Origin of the sequence: Paraburkholderia sp. (assembly GCF_036488505.1) — a bacterium.
GTDB lineage: Bacteria > Pseudomonadota > Gammaproteobacteria > Burkholderiales > Burkholderiaceae > Paraburkholderia.
In genome coordinates, this window is record NZ_DASXHN010000301.1 from 1 (window position 1) to 21,023 (window position 21,023).

The 21,023-nt window shown below is 65.6% G+C and carries 17 protein-coding genes; 13 read left to right on the forward strand and 4 right to left on the reverse strand.

Annotation, left to right across the window (positions count from 1 at the left end):
• The first annotated feature begins 369 nt into the window (after positions 1–369).
• From VGH68_RS17910 to VGH68_RS17935, 6 genes are all read left to right on the forward strand, one after another.
• Positions 370–891: a cupin domain-containing protein gene (locus tag VGH68_RS17910; protein WP_331605003.1), complete on the forward strand. Its 522-nt coding sequence runs from the start codon at positions 370–372 to the stop codon at positions 889–891.
• Positions 892–1,233: 342 nt separating this feature from the next.
• On the forward strand, positions 1,234–2,919 hold the full coding sequence (locus VGH68_RS17915; RefSeq protein ID WP_331605004.1) for an ABC transporter substrate-binding protein: 1,686 nt from the start codon (positions 1,234–1,236) through the stop codon (positions 2,917–2,919).
• 49 nt (positions 2,920–2,968) lie between these two features.
• On the forward strand, positions 2,969–3,997 hold the full coding sequence (locus tag VGH68_RS17920; protein ID WP_331605005.1) for an ABC transporter permease: 1,029 nt from the start codon (positions 2,969–2,971) through the stop codon (positions 3,995–3,997).
• Entirely contained in the window at positions 3,994–4,881 is an 888-nt protein-coding gene (locus tag VGH68_RS17925; RefSeq protein WP_331605006.1) for an ABC transporter permease, read from the forward strand. Before VGH68_RS17920 ends, VGH68_RS17925 begins: the two co-directional genes overlap by 4 nt.
• Positions 4,878–7,142 carry an ABC transporter ATP-binding protein gene (locus VGH68_RS17930; RefSeq protein WP_331605007.1) on the forward strand — a complete coding sequence of 755 codons (2,265 nt, stop codon included), beginning with the start codon at positions 4,878–4,880 and terminating at the stop codon, positions 7,140–7,142. Before VGH68_RS17925 ends, VGH68_RS17930 begins: the two co-directional genes overlap by 4 nt.
• Positions 7,143–7,693: 551 nt before the next feature.
• The gene (locus VGH68_RS17935) at positions 7,694–8,155 is read left to right on the forward strand and encodes a Rap1a/Tai family immunity protein (RefSeq protein ID WP_331605008.1); all 462 of its coding nucleotides are present in this window, start codon (positions 7,694–7,696) and stop codon (positions 8,153–8,155) included.
• A gap of 253 nt (positions 8,156–8,408) precedes the next feature.
• Here VGH68_RS17935 and VGH68_RS17940 read toward each other — a convergent pair whose 3' ends face one another.
• On the reverse strand, positions 8,409–9,254 hold the full coding sequence (locus tag VGH68_RS17940; RefSeq protein WP_331605009.1) for an aldo/keto reductase: 846 nt from the start codon (positions 9,252–9,254) through the stop codon (positions 8,409–8,411).
• A 202-nt stretch (positions 9,255–9,456) separates the two neighbouring features.
• Between VGH68_RS17940 and VGH68_RS17945 the strand changes: the two genes are divergently transcribed.
• Entirely contained in the window at positions 9,457–10,203 is a 747-nt protein-coding gene (locus VGH68_RS17945; protein ID WP_331605010.1) for a GntR family transcriptional regulator, read from the forward strand.
• A gap of 46 nt (positions 10,204–10,249) precedes the next feature.
• Here VGH68_RS17945 and VGH68_RS17950 read toward each other — a convergent pair whose 3' ends face one another.
• Positions 10,250–11,653: a CoA transferase gene (locus VGH68_RS17950; protein WP_331605011.1), complete on the reverse strand. Its 1,404-nt coding sequence runs from the start codon at positions 11,651–11,653 to the stop codon at positions 10,250–10,252.
• Between the two features lie 127 nt (positions 11,654–11,780).
• On the opposite strand from VGH68_RS17950, the gene VGH68_RS17955 reads away from it, so the two are divergent.
• Positions 11,781–13,034, forward strand: a complete 1,254-nt coding sequence (locus tag VGH68_RS17955; protein WP_331605013.1) for a citrate/2-methylcitrate synthase — start codon at positions 11,781–11,783, stop codon at positions 13,032–13,034.
• Between the two features lie 7 nt (positions 13,035–13,041).
• On the opposite strand, the gene VGH68_RS17960 is transcribed toward VGH68_RS17955, so the two are convergent.
• Positions 13,042–13,347 (reverse strand): DUF2917 domain-containing protein, encoded by a 306-nt coding sequence (locus VGH68_RS17960; protein WP_331605014.1) that lies wholly within the window; start codon positions 13,345–13,347, stop codon positions 13,042–13,044.
• 182 nt (positions 13,348–13,529) lie between these two features.
• Between VGH68_RS17960 and VGH68_RS17965 the strand changes: the two genes are divergently transcribed.
• The 3 genes from VGH68_RS17965 to VGH68_RS17975 all read left to right on the forward strand — a co-directional run bounded on the left by VGH68_RS17965 (position 13,530) and on the right by VGH68_RS17975 (position 18,105).
• Positions 13,530–14,948 (forward strand): PLP-dependent aminotransferase family protein, encoded by a 1,419-nt coding sequence (locus tag VGH68_RS17965; protein WP_331605015.1) that lies wholly within the window; start codon positions 13,530–13,532, stop codon positions 14,946–14,948.
• 129 nt (positions 14,949–15,077) lie between these two features.
• Positions 15,078–16,538, forward strand: coding sequence for a multidrug transporter subunit MdtD (gene mdtD, locus VGH68_RS17970; protein WP_331605016.1), 1,461 nt, complete (start codon positions 15,078–15,080; stop codon positions 16,536–16,538).
• Between the two features lie 292 nt (positions 16,539–16,830).
• On the forward strand, positions 16,831–18,105 hold the full coding sequence (locus VGH68_RS17975; RefSeq protein ID WP_331605017.1) for an EAL domain-containing protein: 1,275 nt from the start codon (positions 16,831–16,833) through the stop codon (positions 18,103–18,105).
• On the opposite strand, the gene VGH68_RS17980 is transcribed toward VGH68_RS17975, so the two are convergent.
• Positions 18,061–19,131 carry a sigma-70 family RNA polymerase sigma factor gene (locus tag VGH68_RS17980; protein WP_331605018.1) on the reverse strand — a complete coding sequence of 357 codons (1,071 nt, stop codon included), beginning with the start codon at positions 19,129–19,131 and terminating at the stop codon, positions 18,061–18,063. The two genes, VGH68_RS17975 and VGH68_RS17980, sit on opposite strands and share 45 nt — an antisense overlap.
• Positions 19,132–19,411: 280 nt before the next feature.
• Between VGH68_RS17980 and clpP the strand changes: the two genes are divergently transcribed.
• Positions 19,412–20,065 carry an ATP-dependent Clp endopeptidase proteolytic subunit ClpP gene (gene clpP, locus VGH68_RS17985; RefSeq protein WP_331605019.1) on the forward strand — a complete coding sequence of 218 codons (654 nt, stop codon included), beginning with the start codon at positions 19,412–19,414 and terminating at the stop codon, positions 20,063–20,065.
• 205 nt (positions 20,066–20,270) lie between these two features.
• Positions 20,271–21,023 (forward strand): NYN domain-containing protein (locus VGH68_RS17990; protein WP_331605020.1); only part of this gene is annotated, 753 nt, incomplete at its 3' end.

Genomic DNA, 21,023 nt, shown 5'->3' on the forward strand with positions numbered 1-21,023 from the left:
CGCGCGACCTACACGATGGAGTTCAAGCACTACGCCGAAACGCCGAACAACGTGGCCGAGGCCGTGATCAACGCGAAGCACAAGTAAGCGTCGCTCTGCCCACCCGGCACCACGCGCCGGGTCGAGCACCGGCGGTGGGCGGCCAGCCTCGGGCCAGCCGCTCGCTACGCTGAAGCCCGCTCCTTCTGGACGGGCTTTTTTGTCGCCGTAACGCGTGCAGCGGGCATCGTCACTGCGGATTTTGAACGTGCAAGAATGCCGGACAGCGGTAGGCCTGTCGTTGCAGATCGCCGGTCGGACACGGCGGATCAGCCAGCATTGGTTAAGTACCCGAGCGAAGCACGGCCGCGAGGCCAAGAAGGAGACACCATGAGCCAGGATCACGAACACCCGCACTACCGGGCCGAGCACGACGCCGCCGCCGCCCACATCGACTGGCGCGAGCACGGTGTGAAGGTCATCCGCGGCGACCAGCTCGACACCAACACCTCGCAGACACCGGGCATGAACCGTGCGGCGGCGATCAACGCGGCGCGGGTCGGCGCGCAGAAGATCTGGGCCGGCACCGTGACGATCCATCCGAATGCGAAGACCGGCGCGCATCATCACGGCGCGCTCGAAAGCGTGATCTACGTGCTGCGCGGCCAGGCGCGCATGCGCTGGGGCGAGCATCTCGAGTTCACCGCCGAAGCCGGGCCCGGCGATTTCATCTTCGTGCCGCCGTACGTGCCGCATCAGGAGATCAACGCGAGCACCGACGAGCCGCTCGAATGCGTGCTGGTGCGCAGCGACAACGAAGCGGTCGTGGTCAATCTGAACATCGACGCGGTCGAGCAACCAGAAACGGTTTACTGGGTCGATCCGATTCACAAGCATCCGCACGACCACTAGCAGCGCGATACCGCCCGTTCGTCCGCGATGGCGTCGAGGCCGGCTGAAGATGACGACGACGACCGTTGTGGCGACGACACAGCCAACTTGCTAATCGGCCGATCGGCACGCCCATGGCGCGGCAGGCGCGCCAGAGCCATGACCAATCGCTTAAACTGAAGCGGCTTTTGCTCGGCGCTGCGCTTTGGTTTTCGTGGCCCGGCGATCTTCTGCCGCCACGTCGACAAGCCCGGCACCTTTTGCGCCGTCGCAACTCGCGCGGACTGCGCCGCTTGCGACCGCTTGCTCGCCCGTTGCGCGACACGATGGAACCGGCAACACAACGGACTGGACACTGGATCGATGAAAAAGCCCGCGGACCGACTTCTCGCACCCCACGCCGCATTGGACGCAATCCGCCTCGCCGCCGACGAATACGGCAACCACGCCGTCGACGAATTCCTCGCCGGCCGCATCTCCCGCCGCGAACTGCTGCGCTATGCGAGCGTGATGGGACTGTCGCTCGCGGGCGGCGGCCTGCTCGGCGCGCCCCGCGCGCATGCGCAAGGCGCCTCGGGCACCGCGGCTGCGTCGAACCAAACGATCCGCGTCGCGCATCTGACGCCGGCCGGCGCAGTCGATCCGCTGACCGTGACCGATGCCGCGAGCCTCGCGCTGCTGAACCAGACGGGCGAATTCCTCGTCGACGACGATGGCGAAAAGCTGCAACTGAAACCGGCGCTCGCGCTGTCGTGGAAGCCGAACGACAAGGGTGATGTGTGGACTTTCAAACTGCGCCAGAACGTGCAATTTCACGACGGTCAGCGCTTCGGCGCGAAAGACGTGGTTGCCACCTTCGACCGTCTGTCCGACCCGGCTAGCGGCTCGGCCGCGCTGTCGGTGCTCAAGGGCGTGCTGTCCAAAGGCGGCGCGAAGCTCGTCGATGAATACACGGTCGCGTTTCATCTCGACGCGCCGAACGGCAACTTCCCGTACTACGTTTCGTCGGACAATTACAACGCGGTGATCCTGCCCGCCAATTACGCGGGCAATTACGAAAAAAGCTTTATCGGCACCGGCCCATTCCGGCTGGAGAAATATCAGCCGAAGGTCGGCGCGTCGTTCGTGCGCAATCCGGACTATTGGGGCGAAAAAGCGTTACCGCAGCGCGTGCAGTTCAGCTTCTACGCCGACGAACAGGCGCAATTGCTCGCGCTGCAAGGCCATCAGGCCGACGTAATGGGCACCTTCACCGTGCAGGGGGGCGCCGGTATCCTGAATAATCCGGACTACAAGGCGGTCGGCGTGAAGTCGAGCGCGCACCGGCAGATTCACATGCGCAACGACAGCCCGTTGTTCAAGGACAAGCGGGTGCGCCAGGCACTCGCGCTGTCGCTCGACCGCGACGTGATCGTGCGCGGTCTCTTCAAGGGCCGCGCGCAGCTCGGCAACGACAGTCCGTTCGCGCCGGTGTTTCCGTCATCGGATGCGGGCGTGCCGCAACGGAAGATCGATGTCGCGAAGGCCAGGCAACTGCTCGCGCAGGCCGGCGTGCCGAACGGCTTCGACGTCACGCTGACCACCGAAAAATACATGGAGATTCCCGACCTCGCGGTCGTCGTGCAGAACGCCGCGAAAGCGATCGGCGTGCGGATCAATCTGAAGATCGAGAGCCAGTCGCTCTACTACGGCGCCGGTACGCCGGGCAAATCCGACTGGCTCGACTCGCCGCTCGGCATCACCGACTACGGCCATCGCGGCGTGCCGAACGTGTTCCTGAATGCACCGTTGACCAGCAACGGCACCTGGAACGCCGCGCACTTCAAGAATCCGCAATACGATCGACTCGTCGCGCAATTCGTCGCGGCGCTCGATCTCGCGTCGCAGCGCAAGATCGCCGGCGACATTCAAAGGCTGCTGCTCGACGAAACGCCAGTGATCATTCCGTTCTTCTACGATCAGTTGATCGCGATGCGCAAAGGCGTGAACGGCGTGCGCTTCACCGCTCTCGCGCAACTCTATTTCGATCGCGCGACGCTGAGCGCGTAAGCGCCTGCGCGTTCGCAAGACTCGACAGGATTCGCCAGGAGAATTGACGATGTCGGCCCCGGCGCCCTCTCCCGCTTCCAATCCATCCCGCGCGCCGCGTGCGGCGAACGGCAACGCCGCCCGCGTCGCGCGTTTTGTCGCGACGCGCGCCGGACTGTCGCTAGTCACGCTGTGGCTGTTGTCGCTGATCGTGTTCGCGGGTGGCCAGTTGCTGCCCGGCGATATCGGCCGCGCGGTGCTCGGGCCGCTCGCCGATGCGCGTGCGGTGGCCGCGCTCAATCATCAGCTGGGCGCGGACCGGCCGCTTCTCACACAATACGTCGACTGGATCACGCATTTCGTACGCGGCGACATGGGCCTGTCGTACGCGTATCGCCAGCCGGTCGCGCCGTTCATCGCGGATGCGCTCGCGCATTCCGCGAAGCTCGGTCTGCTCGCGTTCATCGTCGTGGTTCCGCTCGGTATCGCGGGCGGCGTGTGGTCGGCGATGCATGCGGGGCGCTGGCTCGATCGCACGATCAGCATCGCCGGATTGTCGGCGACCGTGGTGCCGGAGTTCGTGTCATCGATCGTGCTGATTCTGGTATTCGGCGTATGGCTGCGCTGGCTGCCGATCGAGGCGTCGTATCCGCCCGATGCGGGGGTGCTCGAACAGTTGCGGCATCTGGTGCTGCCGGTACTGCCGCTGGTGCTGGTGTTCTTCGGCTATATCGCGCGGATGGCGCGCGCGGGCACCGTCGAAGCACTTGACGCCGACTACACGCGCACCGCGATCCTGAAGGGTTTGCCGCGCCATGTGGTGATCTGGCGGCACGTGCTGCGCAACGCGCTGCTGCCGACCATCACCGTGGCCGCCACGCAGCTCGGCTATATGATCGGCGGGCTGGTGGTCGTCGAGACGCTGTTCCACTACCAGGGCATCGGCTCGCTGATCTACAACGCGGCCAAGGCAAAAGACTTTCCAATGCTCGAAGCCGGGGTGCTGACGATCGGCGTGGTCTATACGCTCGCGAACCTCATCGCGGATGCGTTGCATGTGCTGCTCAATCCGCGGCTGCGGGTGAGGAGCGCCGAATGAGTGCAACCGTGCCGCCGGCCGTGCCACCAGGCTCTGCGATGCCGCAAGCCCCCGCCGAGCCGCGCTTTGCGCGCCTGCTCCTGCTGCTGCGCTCGCCGACCTTCATCGTGGGCGCGCTGATCGTCGCATGGTGGATCGGCTGCGCGATCGCCGGGCCGTGGTTCGTGCATCTCGATCCGTACGCGTCCGATCCACTGAACTCGCTGACGCCGCCCGACAGCACGCACTGGTTCGGCACCGATCAGCTCGGCCGCGACGTGTTCTCGCGCGTGATCGTCGGCGCGCGCGACATCCTGACCATCGCGCCGCTCGCGACGCTGCTCGGCACGCTCGCGGGCACCGCGCTCGGTCTGCTGGTCGGCTATTTCGAGGGCTGGGTCGATAACGTGGTGGGCCGGATGATCGACGCGGTACTCGCGCTGCCGCTCGTGATCGTCGCGTTGCTCGCACTGGCCGCGGTCGGCGCGTCGAACCTCACGGTGATTCTCGTGATCGGCATCACGTTCACGCCGATCACCGCGCGCACCGTGCGCGCCGCCGTGTTCACCGAACGCCATCTCGACTACGTGGCTGCGGCCCAACTGCGCGGCGAACGCGCGGCGTACATCATGTTCGCGGAGATCCTGCCGAACGTGCTGCCGCCGATCGTCGTCGAGGCGACCGTGAGGCTCGGCTACGCGATCTTCGCGGTCGCGACGCTGTCGTTTCTCGGCTTCGGCATCCAGCCGCCGTCGGCGGACTGGGGGCTCGCGCTGTCCGAGTCGTACACGTTGATGGCGGGCGGCGCCTGGTGGACCGTCGTGTTCGCGGCGGCCGCGATCGCGTCGCTGGTGGTCGGCGTCAATCTGGTCGCCGATGGCGTGCAGGGAGTGCTCGACCGATGAACGGCGCGCCGCCCTCCCCGTTTGCCGCGTTCGACGTGTCGAAGAGCGACCGCACCGATGCGTTGACCATCGTCGGCCTGACGGTCACCTACCGGATGCGCGGGCGCGATCGCGAAGTGCTGCAGGATGTGTCGTTGCGCGTGCGGCGCGGCGAAGCGTATGGGCTCGTCGGCGAGTCCGGGTGTGGCAAGTCGACCGTCGCGATGGCGACGCTGCGCTATCTGCCGCGCAACGGCAAGGTGAAGGCAGGCAAGATCGTGATTGCCGGCGACGACGTGCACAAGCTGGGCGCCGACGCGCTGCGCAACATGCGCGCGACGACGGTCTCGATGGTCTACCAGGATCCGGCGCGCGCGCTCAATCCGTCGCTGACGATCGCGCGGCAGGTCTCCGAAGCATTCGAAGCAGCCGGCGTAGCACGGGACGAAGCGCTGCAACGGACGCTCGACATGTTGAAGCGCGTGCGCATCGGCGCGCCGGAGCGCGTGATGGACAGCTATCCGCATCAACTGTCGGGGGGCATGCAGCAGCGCGTCGTGATCGCGATGGCGCTCGCGTCGAACCCGGCGCTGCTGATTCTCGACGAACCGACCACCGGACTCGATGCGACCGTCGAGGCGGAAGTGCTCGACCTGATCGCGCAACTGCGCGAAGAGCTCGGCACCGCGGTGCTGTTCATCAGCCACAACCTCGCGGTGATCGGGCGCATGTGCGAGCGCGTCGGCGTGCTGTACGCGGGTAAGCTGGTCGAGGAAGGCGCGACGCAGGACGTGTTTGCGCGACCGCGTCATCCGTACACGGTCGGATTGCTGCGTTGCCTGCCGACGGCCGGGCGCAGCAAGGATACCGAGCGGCTCGATACGATTGCGGGCGGTCTGCCGCTGCCCGGCTCCATCACGCAGGGCTGCATCTACGCGGAGCGCTGCCGTCTCGCGGATGACCGTTGCCGCCGCGACGCGCCGCCCCCGTATCGGCTGTCCGCCGCGCATGGCGATCAGATGGCGCGCTGCCACTATCACGAACGCGCGATCGAATTGCCGCGCGCGACGCCGGCCGAGCTGCCCGCTACCGCGGCGACTTCAACGGCTTCAACGACCTCGACGACTTCGACGACTTCGGCAAAGCACACCAGCACCGGCGAATCTCACGCTGCCGGGCCCGTGCTGCGCGCGCGCAATCTGTCCAGGACCTTCCACGTTTCCGGCACCCCGCTGCGCGCGGTCGACGACGTATCGCTCGAACTCGCGAGCGGCGAGACGCTTGGGCTCGTCGGCGAATCGGGCAGCGGCAAGACGACGCTCGCGCGGCTGATGCTCGGCCTGCTCGCGCCCGACCCGGGCAGCGTGCTCGAACTCGATGGCGCGCCACTCGCCGCACGCGTCACGCGGCGCAGCGACGCGCAGTTGAAGTCGATGCAGATCGTGTTCCAGAACCCGGATTCGGCGCTCAATCGCGCGCATTCGGTCAAGCGGCTGATCGGCCGCGCGCTCGCGCGCTTCACCCCGTTGCGCGGTGCGGCCGCTGACGAACGGCTCGCCGCGCTGAGCGACGCGGTGCGTCTGCCCGAACGCTATCTCGGCGCGCGGTCACGGCAGTTGTCGGGCGGCCTCAAGCAGCGCGTCGCGATCGCGCGCGCGTTTGCCGGCGAACCGCGCGTGGTGGTCTGCGACGAGCCGACTTCATCGCTCGACGTGTCGGTGCAGGCGGCGATCCTGAACCTGCTCGCCGATCTGCAACGCGAGCGTGGCGTGAGCTACGTGTTCATCTCGCACGACCTGCACGTGGTGCGCTACGTGTCCGATCGCATCGCGGTGCTCTATCTCGGCCGGCTGCTGGAGATCGGGCCCGCCGCCGCGGTGTTCGACGGACCACAGCATCCTTATACGGAGGCATTGCTGTCGGCGGTGCCGGCGTTGAACGGCCATGGCTTGCTCGACGACTCGCGCGGTGAGCGCGGTGAGCGCCGGCCGGCAACGCGCGCCCGCATTCGTCTCGAGGGCGAGCCGCCCGGCGCGGGCGCGATGCCGTCGGGGTGCGTGTTTCAGACGCGCTGTCCACGCAAGGTCGGCGCAATCTGCGAGCAACAGGACCCGCCTTTTCTCGATGCGAGCAGCGAGCCCGGCGAGCGTCACGCGCATCGAATCCGCTGCCATATCCCCGTCGCTACGTTGCGCGAGCTGCAAACCGCTTCGCGCGATAGCGCCGCGGACGAGCCGGCGAACGGCGGCACTCCCGGCGACGCTTCAAATCACGCCGGATAGCGTCTCGTTTCGCTGTTTGCGCGCCGCATCGTCCGTCACACGCAGCGACGCCGAGCTTAACGAATCGCGCGTAGCAACGCGTTGTTCGGGCCGCGCGTGCGATCGTCGAAACTTTTTCACGCTTTTCTCTCGCGCGCATCGCACGGCAGGAGGAGCGGCAGCGGCGCCAGCAACGGCGGTGGAAGCACCAGCGGCGCTGGCCGTGCCAGAGGGGAACGGGCAGAGGCATCGCCCGATCTTTCGGTAGCGCGCCGCCGCGCCCTACCCGCCGGCTGCATGTACCGGCATACTGTCCGCTATCCGCCGGCAACGGCGGTGACGTCTCGATCCTTCGGTCGAGCGTTACCGCCCGGGCAGGTCGGAGCGGCCTGCCGCCTTCGGCGCGCGCTGACGGACACGCGATGGAGAACTCAACAGACGTTCATCGCTCCCGTCACGCGAAGCGCGCCACGATCCGGCGGGAACACAACCCATTGCGTGCGAGTGTTATGGAACCTATCCGAGACGACTGCCTCATACCAGATTCAACGTTCGATATGAGAGCCCACAACATGCAACGAAACGTCCCCCCCTTCGCGACACGGGCGGCCGCCGCCGTGCTGATGGCTGCCGCGCTGGGCCTCGCATCGCTCGCCAATGCTCAGACACCGGCGCAGCCGATGTCCCAAACGCTGTCGCAGGCCGCGCCGCCGGTCGACCCGACGTTCTCCGCCTACTCGCTGCTGCAGATGTGCAAACAGCGCAACGACAACGTCGCGCAAGGCCAATGCGTCGGCGCGGTGCGCGGCATCATCCACGGTTACCAGTACGGCGTGCTGTTCCTCGGCCAGCGCGGTACGCTGCCGGCCAACGAAACGCAGCGCGTGTCGCTGTGTCTGGGTGACGTGACGGTGGCGTCGCTCATCGACGACTTCATCGCCGACGCCGCGCAGGTGCCGGCCGATGCACTCCAGCACACGCCCGCGGAAGTCGCGGTGCTCGGCTCCGTGCATCAGCATCATCCCTGCACCTGACGGTATCGGCGGCGCCTGACAAGCGCCATTCACTGCACGTAGCCGGTTTCGCGCGCCGCCGCGCCGCAACCGGTGGCGGTGCATTCAGCGCTTCGTCTTGCAGCGCTTCACCCGCAGCGCTTCACCCGCAGCGCTTCACCCGCAACGCTTCACCCGCAACGCTTCACCCGCAACGCTCTAACCGGCGGGCTCTAACCCGCCGGGTTTCTTTCCAGCACATTCGTCTTCAGCGCTTCACTTACAGCGCTTTCGCTCACAGCATCTCCAACGCACGCTTGCCGCGCGGCGGTTTGAAGTACGCATCGAGCGCGGCGAGTTCGCCGGCCTCCAACCGCAACTGCGATGCCAGCTGGTTGTCGCGCACATGCTCGACCCGCGCCGCCTTTGGAATCGCGCACACGCCGGGCTTGCCGAGCACCCAAGCAAGCGCCACCTGAAACACCGACACGCCACGCGCGTCGGCGATATCGTCCAGCGGCGAGCGCTTCGGCAGCCGCGCATGATCGACCGGGCTGTAGGCCATCGCCGGCATGCCGCGCGCGGCGAGCCACGGCAGCAGATCGAACTCCGGCCCGCGCCGCGCGACGTTGTACAGAATCTGATTGGTCGCGCACGCGTCGCCGCCCGCTGTGGCGACGAGTTCTTCCATGTCGTCGGTGTCGAAGTTGCTCACGCCCCAGTGACGGATCTTGCCCGCGCGACGCAGCGCTTCGAACCCATCGACGGTTTCCGCCAGCGGCACGGAGCCGCGCCAATGCAGCAGGTACAGGTCGAGCCGATCCGTTCCCAGACGCTTCAGGCTCTGCTCGCACGCGGCGATCACGCCGCGCCGGCTCGCGTTGTGCGGATACACCTTGCTGACCAGGAACACCTTGTCGCGCAAACCGGCGAGTGCTTCGCCGACCAGTGATTCGGTCGCGCCGTCGCCATACATTTCGGCGGTATCGATCAGCGTCATGCCCAGTTCGACGCCGCAGCGCAGTGCGTCGATTTCCGCCGCGCGCCGCGACGGTTGTTCACCCATTTCCCACGTGCCCTGCCCCAATGCCGGAATGCGCTCGCCGCCAGGCAGGCTAACGCTTGCGATATCGCTCGTCATGCTGACTCCTCGAAGTGGCTCGACCGAATGCGCCGCGCTGCCGCGTCGCACCGGAGATTGCGGCACGCCACGCAAGCGACGAAAAACATAGCAACGAGTTTAGCGGCTCGGCGGCCGCGCGGCGGCACGCCAGGCAAAAGCCCGCTATAACGCGGTGCGCCGATGTTCTAGAATTGCCCCTTGCCCATCTTGCGTGAGCCTCATGACCTCTGCCTCGGAAGACCGCTGGCGCGACCTGCGCCCGGACCCGGAAAACGACACGCCGCTCTATCTGCAACTTGCCCGCAAGCTTGGCAGCGCGATCCACGAAAACCGCTGGAACGCTGGCGAGGCGCTGCCTTCGGAGCGTGTGCTGTCGGAGGCGCTGGGCGTGTCGCGCATCACCTCGCGCAAGGCGATCGCGCTGCTGGTCGAGCAGGGCTTGATCCGCCGCACCCAGGGCGCGGGCAGCTTTATCACGCCGCGCTATGAAGATCCGCTGTCCCGTCTGTCGAGCTTCAGCGAAATGCTGCGGCGGCGCGGCTTCACGCCGAGTTCGAAGTGGCTCTCGCGCGAGATTTCACCGGCCAATCGCGACGAGGTGATCCAGCTCGGCCTGTCGCCGGCTGCGGCGGTCACGCGGCTGCGCCGCTTGCGTCTGGCCGACGGCATCGTGATGGCGGTGGAGAATTCGACCTTCCCCGCCGCGGTGATTCCCGATCCGCAGGGGATCGGCGATTCGCTTTATTCGTATCTGGAGACGCGCGGGCTGTCGATCGTGCGGGCGTTGCAACATTTCCGCGCCGTCAATGCGAGCGACGAGATTGCGCAGCAGATGAGCATCGCACCTAACGAAGCGCTGTTGCTGATTACGCGCGTGGGCTATACGGCGGATCAACGGGCGATCGAGTTGACCGACACCTATTGTCGGAACGATTACTACGATTTCGTGGCCGAGTTGAGGAAGTAACGCTGTTGCCGTTACGTCGCGCTGCGGCGCGTTGGGCCGTGCGTTACTACGACCAGCTCGCGTCATGCGCGCCGATGGGCGACGGCGGCAGCGCATAGAACGCGGGCGTCTGTTCCATTTGCTCCGCTGGCTGCACCCCAAGCACGCTGCCGAATTCCGATGACACGGTCGCGACGCAATCGCGCACGTCATCGAGCGTGAGCTCCGGTGCCTGCTGACCATCGGGCAGCAGCCCGAACGACTGCAGCCAGCGCCCCGTCTGCGCGAGCGACACCTTCACATGCCAACTGCCGCCTTCGGTGGCGCGCCGCGCCAGCGCGACCATCGCGCAGAACGCGGCCAGATAGCCGGTCGCATGGTCGAGCGCCTGACAGGGCAGGTGCCGTGGCCCACCACCACCGGCCGCCGCGCGCTCGGCCCACGCGATACCGCTCGCGGACTGCACGAGGCTATCGAAACCGCGCCGCTGCGCCCACGGCCCGCTGTGCCCATACGCGCACACCGACACATACACGATGCCCGGGCGCAGCCGCGCAAGTTCCTCCGGACCGAAGCCGCGCGCCGCGAGCGCTCCGGGACGATAGGCCTGCAGGAATACGTCGGCATCGCGCGCGACTGAGCGCAGCGTGTCGCAGCCCGCCGCATCGCGCAGATCGACGAGCGCCGAACGCTTGCCGCGGCCGTTGTCGATCACGAGCGGCGCGATGTTCGGCAAGTGCGGCCCGTTGATCATCAGCACGTCTGCGCCGTGATGCGCGAGCGCGCGGCCGGCCACCGGTCCCGCGATGATCCGCGACAGGTCCAGCACCCGCACGCCGGCGAGTGGCCGGTCGATGCCGGTGCCGCCGTCGATCCGGCGCGGCGGCTCGGGCGGCGCGTCGCCGATACGCTCGATTTCGAAAAGCGGCAGACGCGCGATCGCCTTCGCCTGCTCGAGCGCGGCCCACTCGTCGGGCGAGCGGATCAATGCGGCGCACAGTCCCGCATCGGCAAGTGTGCTGTCGAGCGTGGCACCTTCCCAGCGCCGGATAGCGGCGGCCACCGCCGCCCGATCACTATTGCAATCGAGCACCGTGAGCACGCCTTGCAGATGATGCGCGAAATTCGTGTGAAGCTGGATCCAGCGGCCATCGCCGGTCTCATAGAAACCCGTGACAGCATCGCGCAGCACGGGCGGCGGCCCATCATCGATGCGCAAATAGCGTTCGCTGCGAAATGCCGCGAGCGCGCGCCGCATCTCTACCGACACGTGCTGCCGGGCGCCGGTACGCAGACGCCAGACCTCGGCTGCGGCGAGACCCGTCGCGGCGATGGTCGCCGTGGCAAGCGCGCCGATCCGGTGGACCGACGGCAGACCGGGGTCCGCGCCGCTCAACGAGGCCGCGCGCAGCGCAACCGGATCGCATCCGGCGACGGTCCAGATATGTTTGAGGGCGAGTTCGGGCGTCATGGCGGTCATCGCGTGGCGGGCACGCACAAGATGGAAGGTGCACCGAGTCTAGAATTTTGCCCACTGTCAATCAATCTTGATTATGATAATCAATATATATTGATTTCTTCGGTTTTCGCGCGTTTCCATGCCAGACTCAACGCTGCCCCCGACCTTTCTGACCGCTGCCGAAGCCGCCGCGACGCTCGGCGTCAGCCTGCCCACGCTGTATGCGTATGTCAGCCGGGGCATGCTCGGTTCCTCGCCGGATGCGCACGGCCGGCACCGGCTCTACGATGCCGCCGAAGTGCGCCGCCTCGCGCGCCGCAAGGCGGACGGCAAACGCGCGGGCAAGGTCGCGCAGAAAGTGCTCGATTGGGGCGTGCCGGTGCTTGAATCGTCGATCACGCTGGTCGCGGATGGCCGGCTGCTGTATCGCGGGCATGACGCGATCGAGCTGGCGCGCAGCGCATCGCTAGAAGAGGTCGCCGCGCTGTTGTGGGAGTGCGGCGCGCGACGCATCGCCGATGCACCCGCCGCACCGCTTGCCCCGGCGCAGTGGGCCGCGTGGCTCAAGCTGTGGAGCGACAGCACGCCGCTGGATCGGGCGCTGGTGCTGCTGCCGGCCGCCGCCGCGCAGATGCCGCGCGTGTGGGCGCTCGGCAGCGACGCGCAACTCGACACAGCATGCGCGGTGATGCGCCTGCTCGCCGCCGCGATGCTGCCCGCGGCGGTGTCGAACGAACCGCTGCACCGGCAGATTGCCGCCGCCTGGCGCGTGCGCAACAAGCAGCAAAGCGGACTGCTGCGCGCGGCGCTGGTCGCCTGCGCGGATCACGAGCTGAACGCGTCGACGTTCACGGTCCGTTGCATCACATCGACCGGCACGCATCTGTTCGGCGCGGTCGCGGGCGGACTCGCGGCACTCGCCGGCCCGCGCCACGGCGGCGAGACGATGCGCATCGCGGCGTTGCTCGAAGAGGCGTCGCGCGCGCCCGATCTGGACCGGTATCTGGCGAACCGTCTCGCGCGCCACGAACACGGCACGCAGGGGCCGGTGCTATCGGGATTCGGCCATCCGCTTTATCCCGATGGCGATCCGCGCGCGCGGCTGCTACTGACGATGCTCGCCGATTGCGCGCCGGCTCGCTCTGCGCTGAACGACGTGCTCAAGCTGGCGCACGCGGTGCGCGACACGACGGGTGCGGAACCGACTGTCGATTTCGCGCTTGCGGCAATCGAACGCTCGCTCGGCTTGCCGGCTGGCGCGGCGTTCACGCTATTCGCGGCGGGGCGAGTGGTCGGCTGGATCGCTCACGCGATGGAGCAGACCCGCGACGGCCGGTTGATCCGGCCGCGGGCGCGGTATATCGGCGAATATCAGGCTGGGGGTGTCGGGTAGCGGCGTGTCAAACCACGCTTGGCCGACGCGCCAGCCACCCTCGCATGGGCCAGCCGGACAGCGGCTTTCTCGACTGGCCGCGCGAACCGCTCGCCAACGCGAAGCGCGCGCCGGCCGGCCCCGTACTGATCCACGCCACCGATCCCTTCGCCAGTTCGATCGATTCGCCAACCGCCAGCCAATGATCGTCAGATTCGCCCTCGACGGTCAGCCAGACTTCGCCCGAGATCACCTTGAAAGTCGACGGACGTGCGACACGCCAAGCCGCCGCGGGCTCACTCTGCTCCAACTCGAAAATACGGACTTCGCGCATCGCCGTTCTCCTTAAAGAACATTCCTGTTGCACCGATTATTGACGTGCGATGATCGAAGACCCATGCACAGTTACGAACAGTTTCATCGGAACTGTTCAGTTGAAAAACCGAACAGTTGGCGAGGCAGGCCCGATACAAGCCGGCACTCCTGCGCTTGCCAGTCCAGCGAGGAAAGCAGACGATGACGCCCGATATCCAGCTCGATCGCGACAACGGCGTGCCGCTCACCGAGCAGATCGTGACTGCGCTCACCGCGTGGATCCGGTCGCGGGACGCGCACCCCGGCTCGAAGCTGCCATCGATCCGCCAGTTCGCCGCCGAGTTCGGCGTGAGCCGCTTTCCAGTCATCGAGGCGTACGACCGCCTGGTGTCGCTCGGCTATGTCGCGTCGCGCCCCGGCTCCGGCTTCTATGTCGCCGATCGTCAGCCCCCCGATGCGCGCTGCCAAGGTACCTCGGACCCGCGTCTGGCCGATGTCGAGTCGGATCATTTACTCCAGCAGTTCAACTATCCTGGCGAAACGCTGAAGCTGAGCACTGGCTTCATTCCAGAAAGCTGGCGCGACATGGACGGCATCGCGCAGGCAATCCGCCATGTGTCGCGCACCGATCCGTCGAGCATGGTCGATTACGCGACGCCACTGGGCAATCCGATTCTGCGCGAGCACCTGAGAAGCCGCATCGGCCAGCTGGGCATCCATGCCGAGGCTTCGCAAATCCTGATCACCAACGGCGCGAGCCAGGCATTCGATCTGTTGCTGCGCTACATGCTCAAGCCGGGCGATACGATCTTTGTCGAAGATCCCGGTTACTACAACCTGTACGGCCTGCTCAGACTGCACGGCATGCGGCTGGTCGGCATTCCACGCACTGGCAACGGTCCGGATCTCGACGTGATGCAGGCGCAGCTCAAGCTGCACCGGCCGAGGCTGCTGCTCATCAACACCGTGTTCCACAATCCGACCGGCACCACGGTCGCGCCGCAGGTCGCGTTCCGGCTTTTGCAACTGGCACGCGAGCACGGCTTCCAGATCATCGAAGACGACATCTACGCCGATTTCCAGACGGAGCTCACCGATCGCCTCGCGACGTTGGACCAGCTCGAACAGGTGATCTACGTGGGCGGCTTATCCAAGACGCTGTCGTCGTCGCTACGGATCGGTTGCGTGGTAGCAAGCCACGCGATCATCAAGGACCTGGTCGATATCAAGATGCTGACGAGCATTGGCGGCTCGCGCTTTGCCGAAGCGGTGGCAGCGTCGCTGCTGGAGCGCGGTGCGTACCGAAAGTATCTCGAGCGCCTGCGCCGGCAGATGCGCGGCGCGCTCGGCTCGACTGTCCAGACACTCGAACAGGCCGGATGGGAGATATTCGAAGAGCCCGCAGGCGGCAAGTTCGTGTGGGCCCGGGTGCCGCATGTCGCGGATGCCGAGCGGCTGGTGACGTGCGGTGCGCCGCTGGGCGTAACGGTGTTGCCCGGCCAACACTTCAGACCGAATCGGGAAGTCAGCCCGTGGATCAGGATTCATGTGGCATTTACCCATGAGCCGCGGGCCCAGGCGTTTTTCCGTGCGGCTGTCGAGCTGCCGCCCGATCAGTGATGGCGATGCGAAGGAACACCGCGGCATCGCGTTGCGCGGCACGCCCTTGCCCGCCCGACGCTGCGCCGAGCCGGGCTTTTCCCTAGAATAGCGAGTCCCAGCCCGCCCCCGCGCGCCCAGCCACTCGCTATGCCTACGACGCCGACTCCCCCCGCTGTCGCCACCGACACCCGTTCCGGCCCTTCCGCCCGCTCGCTTACCGTGATGCTGTGGCTGGTCGCCACCGGCTTCTTCATGCAGACGCTGGACTCCACCATCGTCAACACCGTGCTGCCCGCGATGGCGACGAGCCTCGGCGAGTTGCCGCTGCGCATGCAATCGGTGGTGATTGCTTATTCGCTGACGATGGCGGTGATGATTCCCGTCTCCGGCTGGCTGGCCGATAAACTTGGCACGCGGCGGGTATTCTTCAGCGCGATTCTCGTATTCGCTATCGGCTCGTTGCTGTGCGCGAACGCGCATACGCTCAATCAGCTGGTGATCTTCCGGGTGCTGCAAGGCGTGGGCGGCGCGATGTTGCTGCCGGTGGGACGGCTCGCGGTGTTGCGTACCTTTCCGGCGGAACGTTATTTGCCGGCGTTGTCGTTCGTCGCGATTCCCGGTCTGATCGGGCCGCTGATCGGCCCGACGCTCGGCGGCTGGCTCGTCAAGATCGCGTCGTGGCACTGGATCTTTCTGATCAACGTGCCGGTCGGCGTCGTGGGTTGCATCGCCACATTCATCTTCATGCCGGATAGCCGCAACGAAGACACCGGCAAGTTCGATATACAGGGATACCTGTTTCTGGTTGTCGGCATGGTGGCAATTTCGTTTGCGCTCGACGGCCGTACCGAGTTCGGCATCCAGCATGCGACCGTGCTGGTGTTGCTGATTCTGAGTCTCGCCTGCTTCGTCGCCTATGGTTTGCACGCGGTGCGCGAGCCAGCGCCGCTCTTCCCGCTCGATCTTTTCAAGATCCATACCTTTAGCGTCGGCCTGCTCGGCAACCTGTTCGCGCGGATTGGCAGCGGCTCGATGCCCTACCTGATCCCTCTGTTGTTGCAGGTGAGTCTCGGCTATAGCGCGTTCGAAGCCGGCTTGATGATGTTGCCGGTCGCGGCCGCGGGGATGCTTTCCAAGCGCCTGGTGACGAAGCTGATCCTCAGATACAGCTACCGAAGCGTGCTGATGGCGAACACCATTCTGGTCGGTCTGATGATGGCGAGCTTTGCGCTGACCAGCGCAAGTCAGCCGCTGTGGCTGCGACTCGTGCAACTGGCGATCTTCGGCGGAGTGAACTCGATGCAGTTCACCGCGATGAACACGCTCACGCTGAAGGATCTCGGCACCGGCGGCGCGAGCAGCGGCAACAGCCTGTTCTCGCTGGTGCAGATGCTGTCGATGAGTCTCGGCGTGACGGTAGCCGGCGCGTTGCTGACGACTTTTACCGGCATCATGCAGCGCGTGACCGCCGCCAATTCGCTGCCTGCGTTTCACGCGACGTTCCTGTGCGTGGGGGTCATCACAGCATGCTCCGCGTGGATTTTCGCGCAACTGTCGCCGGACATCCGCAGGCCCGCGAAAAAGACCGATCCTTCCGAGCGGACGTGAACGGCGGCCCGATGGCCGGAAAGAGCTCAGCATTTGTTTGGGCGTGCCGCGCACAGCGCCTTTGTCGCGCATCGCCGGCCCGCAACAGGGCGCGCGCCGCACCAGCAAAGTGCGAATGATCGCCTGCGCACCGCCGCCCGAGCGCAGTCACGCGCCTGATAGCGAGGCTGTGGGACACCTGAGCCAAGTTTGCGCATGCGCATAGTTCTTGCTCGCCTATCCTGTAAACTCTTACCGGCGCGCGCGAGTTCGTGCCGAGCCCTGCAAGCGCCACCTCCACCCGACTGAGATGATGAGCATGATCGAACTCGATCCTCCCGGTTTTCAGCCGCCGCGCCCGATGGCCGGCGACGAGGGCACCAGGCGCACCGTGCTGTACGGCGGCTACACCGTTTTCAGCGTATTCCAGCCCGTGTTCTCGGTGTCGCACCGGCGTGCGATCGGATATCACGCATCGTTGCGCGCGCACGACGAGCATGCGCGCCAGGTTCCGTCGCACGAGGTTTTCACCCAGGCCGCGCGGCGCGGCGACTTGCTCGAACTCGGGCGATTGGCCGAATCGCTGCACCTCGGCAATTTCAATGCGTTCGACAGCCACGACGAGTGGCTTTTCCTGAGCTTGCATCCCGCCGCACTGATGGACACCAGCTACGGCGACGCGCTGCTGGCCGGCTTGAAGAGGCTCGGCCTGCCACCGCAGCGCGTCGTGCTCGAAGTGTCGGAACAAGCGGGCGGCGAGACGACGCGGTTCGCGGAAATCGTCGATGCGATGCGCAAGTCTGGTTTCCTGATCGCGCTCGACGGTTTCGGCGCCAAGCATTCGAATATCGACCGCGTATGGAATCTGCGGCCAGACATCGTCACACTCGACCGCTGCATCCTTGCGCAGGCGAGCGAGCACTCGCACATCGAGCGCGTGCTGCCGGGCCTCGTCTCGTTGCTGCACGAATCCGGGCAACTGGTACTGATGGGCGGCCTCAGCACCGAGCGTGACGCGCTGATCGCGCTCGAATGCAACGTGGACTTCGTCCAGGGCGCGTTTTTCGCGGGCCCGAGCGTCGAACCGGTCAAGCCGCAGGTGGCTGCGCGCCTGATGGACTCGCTCTCGGCTGCGCTGCGCGAACGCGTTGCCGCGCGCGAGAAGGCGCAATCCGCTCGACTTGCCCCCTACGTGATCGCACTCGAGACCGCCGCCCTCCAGCTGACTGCCGGCGAAACCATCGCCCAGGCCACTGCACCGTTGCTCGCGCTGGGCGAAACGGCGCGCTGCTTCGTGCTCGATGGCTCGGGGCGGCAAATTGGCGACAACGTGCTGCCGCGGGGCCGCACGTCGCAACGCGCCAAGCGCTTCCGCCCGCTGCTGCATTCGGAAGGCGCAAGCTGGGAGCGCCGCCCGTACTTCATTCAGGCAATGCGCCACCCCGATCAGGTGCATCTGACGCCACCGTATCTGTCGATCAACGAAGCGCATCTGTGCGTCACTGCGTCGATCGCGGCACATACGTCGCATGGCACACAAGTGCTATGCGTAGACATCAACTGGGAAATCGCCGCTCATCGCAGTTGAACAATCAGGACGCTGCTGGATCCGTGTGAGCAGTTGCCTGACTGCCGCGAGGCCGAGCATACGGTTGGCAGCTTGCAAACGCGCGGCGCTGGTGACGACACGCAGCGCGACGATCTTCGCCGAGGCGTCCGTTGCGCCGTCCGTCAGCACGTCGATCAGCCCGACGACGTCGCCTTCGCAGAGCAACGCGATACACACGGCGCCTTCCATCGACACGATCTCCGCGTTGTTTGCCTGCAGCGCCAGTGACGTAATGGTGTCCACCCAACCCACCACTGCCGGCTGGCCCGAGCGCAAGGGCTCGGATGCGGGCGCCGCGACTCGCGCACCGCCGGCGACGCTCAACGGCGCACTGCGCGCAGCATCCCGCTGCGCATTCGGAGAAACATGCAGCGGCGCGTCGCTACGCAGGTCAGGCGCGTCGCTGAAGAGCCGCAGCAGACCCGCGCGGTCCTGCGCTTCGAGCGCTGCGCGCAAGCGCTCGACGAGACGCCCATGCACCGCGGGATCGGGCCGCTTCAGCGGCGCACCGGCACGCCGTAGACGGGTCCTGGCTCGATGGACGATCTGTCTGCAGGAGGCTGGTGTTCGCTCCAGAATCGACGCGATCTCCGCATAGTCACTGTCGAACGCTTCGTGCAGTACGAACGCGGCGCGCTCGTCGGGCTTCAGATGTTCGAGCAGCAGCATCACGCCGTACGACATATCCGCCGCACGCAACGCCAGTTCCTCCGCCGACGGCGCGACGTCGGCGAGCCATGGCTCAGGCAGCCAGCCAGTGGTCTGCGATGCGCGCTCGCGCTGCAGGTGCCGCAACCGGTCGATCGCGGTGCGCGTAGTGAGCGTGGTGAGCCACGCGGCGGGTGTTTGCACCGCGCCGGTGTCGGCCAGATGCCACTTGAGCCACACGTCCTGCACGACGTCTTCCGCCTCCGCGCGGCTCCCGAGCATCCGGTACGCGAGCGCCAACAGACGGGCGCGCGCAGCCTCGAAACTGGATGCCTTCTCGATTCCCTGTTCCGTCATGCGTAGACCTCCAGATCATGCGTGGTGATTAAGACGCGCCACGACGATTACGACGTCGCATACCTGTGTGAAGGTCCATGCGCGTGCCATCGCCGGCATTCATTGAGCTTGACGCCCCGGCAACCGCCGATGTGACAGCGAAGCGAAAAAATTTTCCTGTCACACGGCCGCTCGCTGCCGCGTCAAATGAGCAACAACCGTCGCATGGCGCGCGACGTTTCGAACCCGATGTTCGAACCAGCCGAGCGCGCACCAGCGAATCATCCAAAGCGAGGAGCCCATGCATTGCACCCATCCATCCGTGTCAGGTCTGGGCCTCGTGCCTACGGTGATCGAACAGTCCGGCCGTGGCGAGCGAGCGTATGACATCTACTCGCGTCTGTTGCGCGAGCGCATCGTCTTCCTGGTCGGACCGGTCAATGAACAGTCGGCCAGTCTGATTGTCGCGCAACTGCTGTTTCTGGAATCGGAGAATCCGGACAAAGATATTTTCTTTTACATCAACTCGCCGGGAGGCTCGGTATACGACGGCCTCGCGATCTACGACACGATGCAGTTCATCAAGCCCGAGGTCTCCACGTTATGCACCGGGTTTGCCGCGAGCATGGGCACGTTCCTGCTCGCGGCTGGCCAGCACGGCAAACGCTATGCGCTGCCGAATGCGCGCATCATGATTCACCAGCCATCCGGCGGCGGTCAGGGCACCGCGGCGGACATCGAAATCCAGGCGAAGGAAGTGCTTTATTCGCGAGCGCGACTGAACGCGATCATGGCCGAGCGGACGGGCCGCAGCATCGAAGAAATAGCACGCGACACCGACCGTGACAACTTCATGTCGGCGCGGGAAGCAAGCGAGTACGGATTGATCGACGAGGTGCTGGAAAGTCGCGCGGCGCTGGGCGGCATCGGCCAAACCCGCCACGAGAACATGTAGCCGGGCCCGCTTGCGGCCTGTTGCTTCATGGCCTCCCGCCAGGGGCCTCCTGCTTGCGGCCCCTGTTGCCGCTCTCCTTTCAATCTCTGAACGCAATGCTTAGCTCAGGCGGTGCGACCGGACTACAAATGCTGCTCACCTTCGCTGGAATCGCTATCATGTCGCGACTCGTCGAATTTCGACGACCGCTCCATTGGAGATACACATGGCGTCATCCAACGAAAACGTCAGCATGGCGCTATTCTGCGACTTCGAAAATGTCGCGCTCGGCGTACGCGACGCGAAGTACGACAAATTCGACATCAAGCTGGTGCTCGAGCGCCTGCTGCTCAAGGGCAGCATCGTCGTCAAGAAAGCGTACTGCGACTGGGATCGCTATAAGAGCTTCAAAGGGGCGATGCACGAGGCCAATTTCGAATTGATCGAGATCCCGCACGTGCGTCAGTCAGGCAAGAATTCCGCCGACATCCGGCTTGTGGTGGATGCACTCGATCTGTGCTACACGAAATCGCACGTCAATACGTTCGTGATCATCAGCGGCGACTCGGACTTTTCACCGCTCGTATCGAAGCTGCGCGAGAACGCGAAGCAGGTCATCGGCGTCGGCGTGCAACAGTCCACCTCCGATTTGCTGATCGCAAATTGCGATGAATTCTTTTTTTACGACGACCTCGTGCATGAAAGCCAGCGCTCCGTCGCCCGGAGAGAATCGTCGCGCCAGCAACAAAGCGCCCAGCAGCCGGCCAAACGTCCGGCAGATGAAGAGGGGGCCCCGCGCAAGGAAGACCTGGAAAAGCGCCGGAGCAAAGCGGTTGAAATTGCGGTGCAAACATTCGATGCGCTCGCTTCCGAACGCGGCGACAGCGGCAAGATCTGGGCGTCCGTATTGAAGAGCGCCATCAAACGGCGCAAGCCGGATTTCAACGAGACGTACTACGGTTTTCGCGCTTTCGGCAAT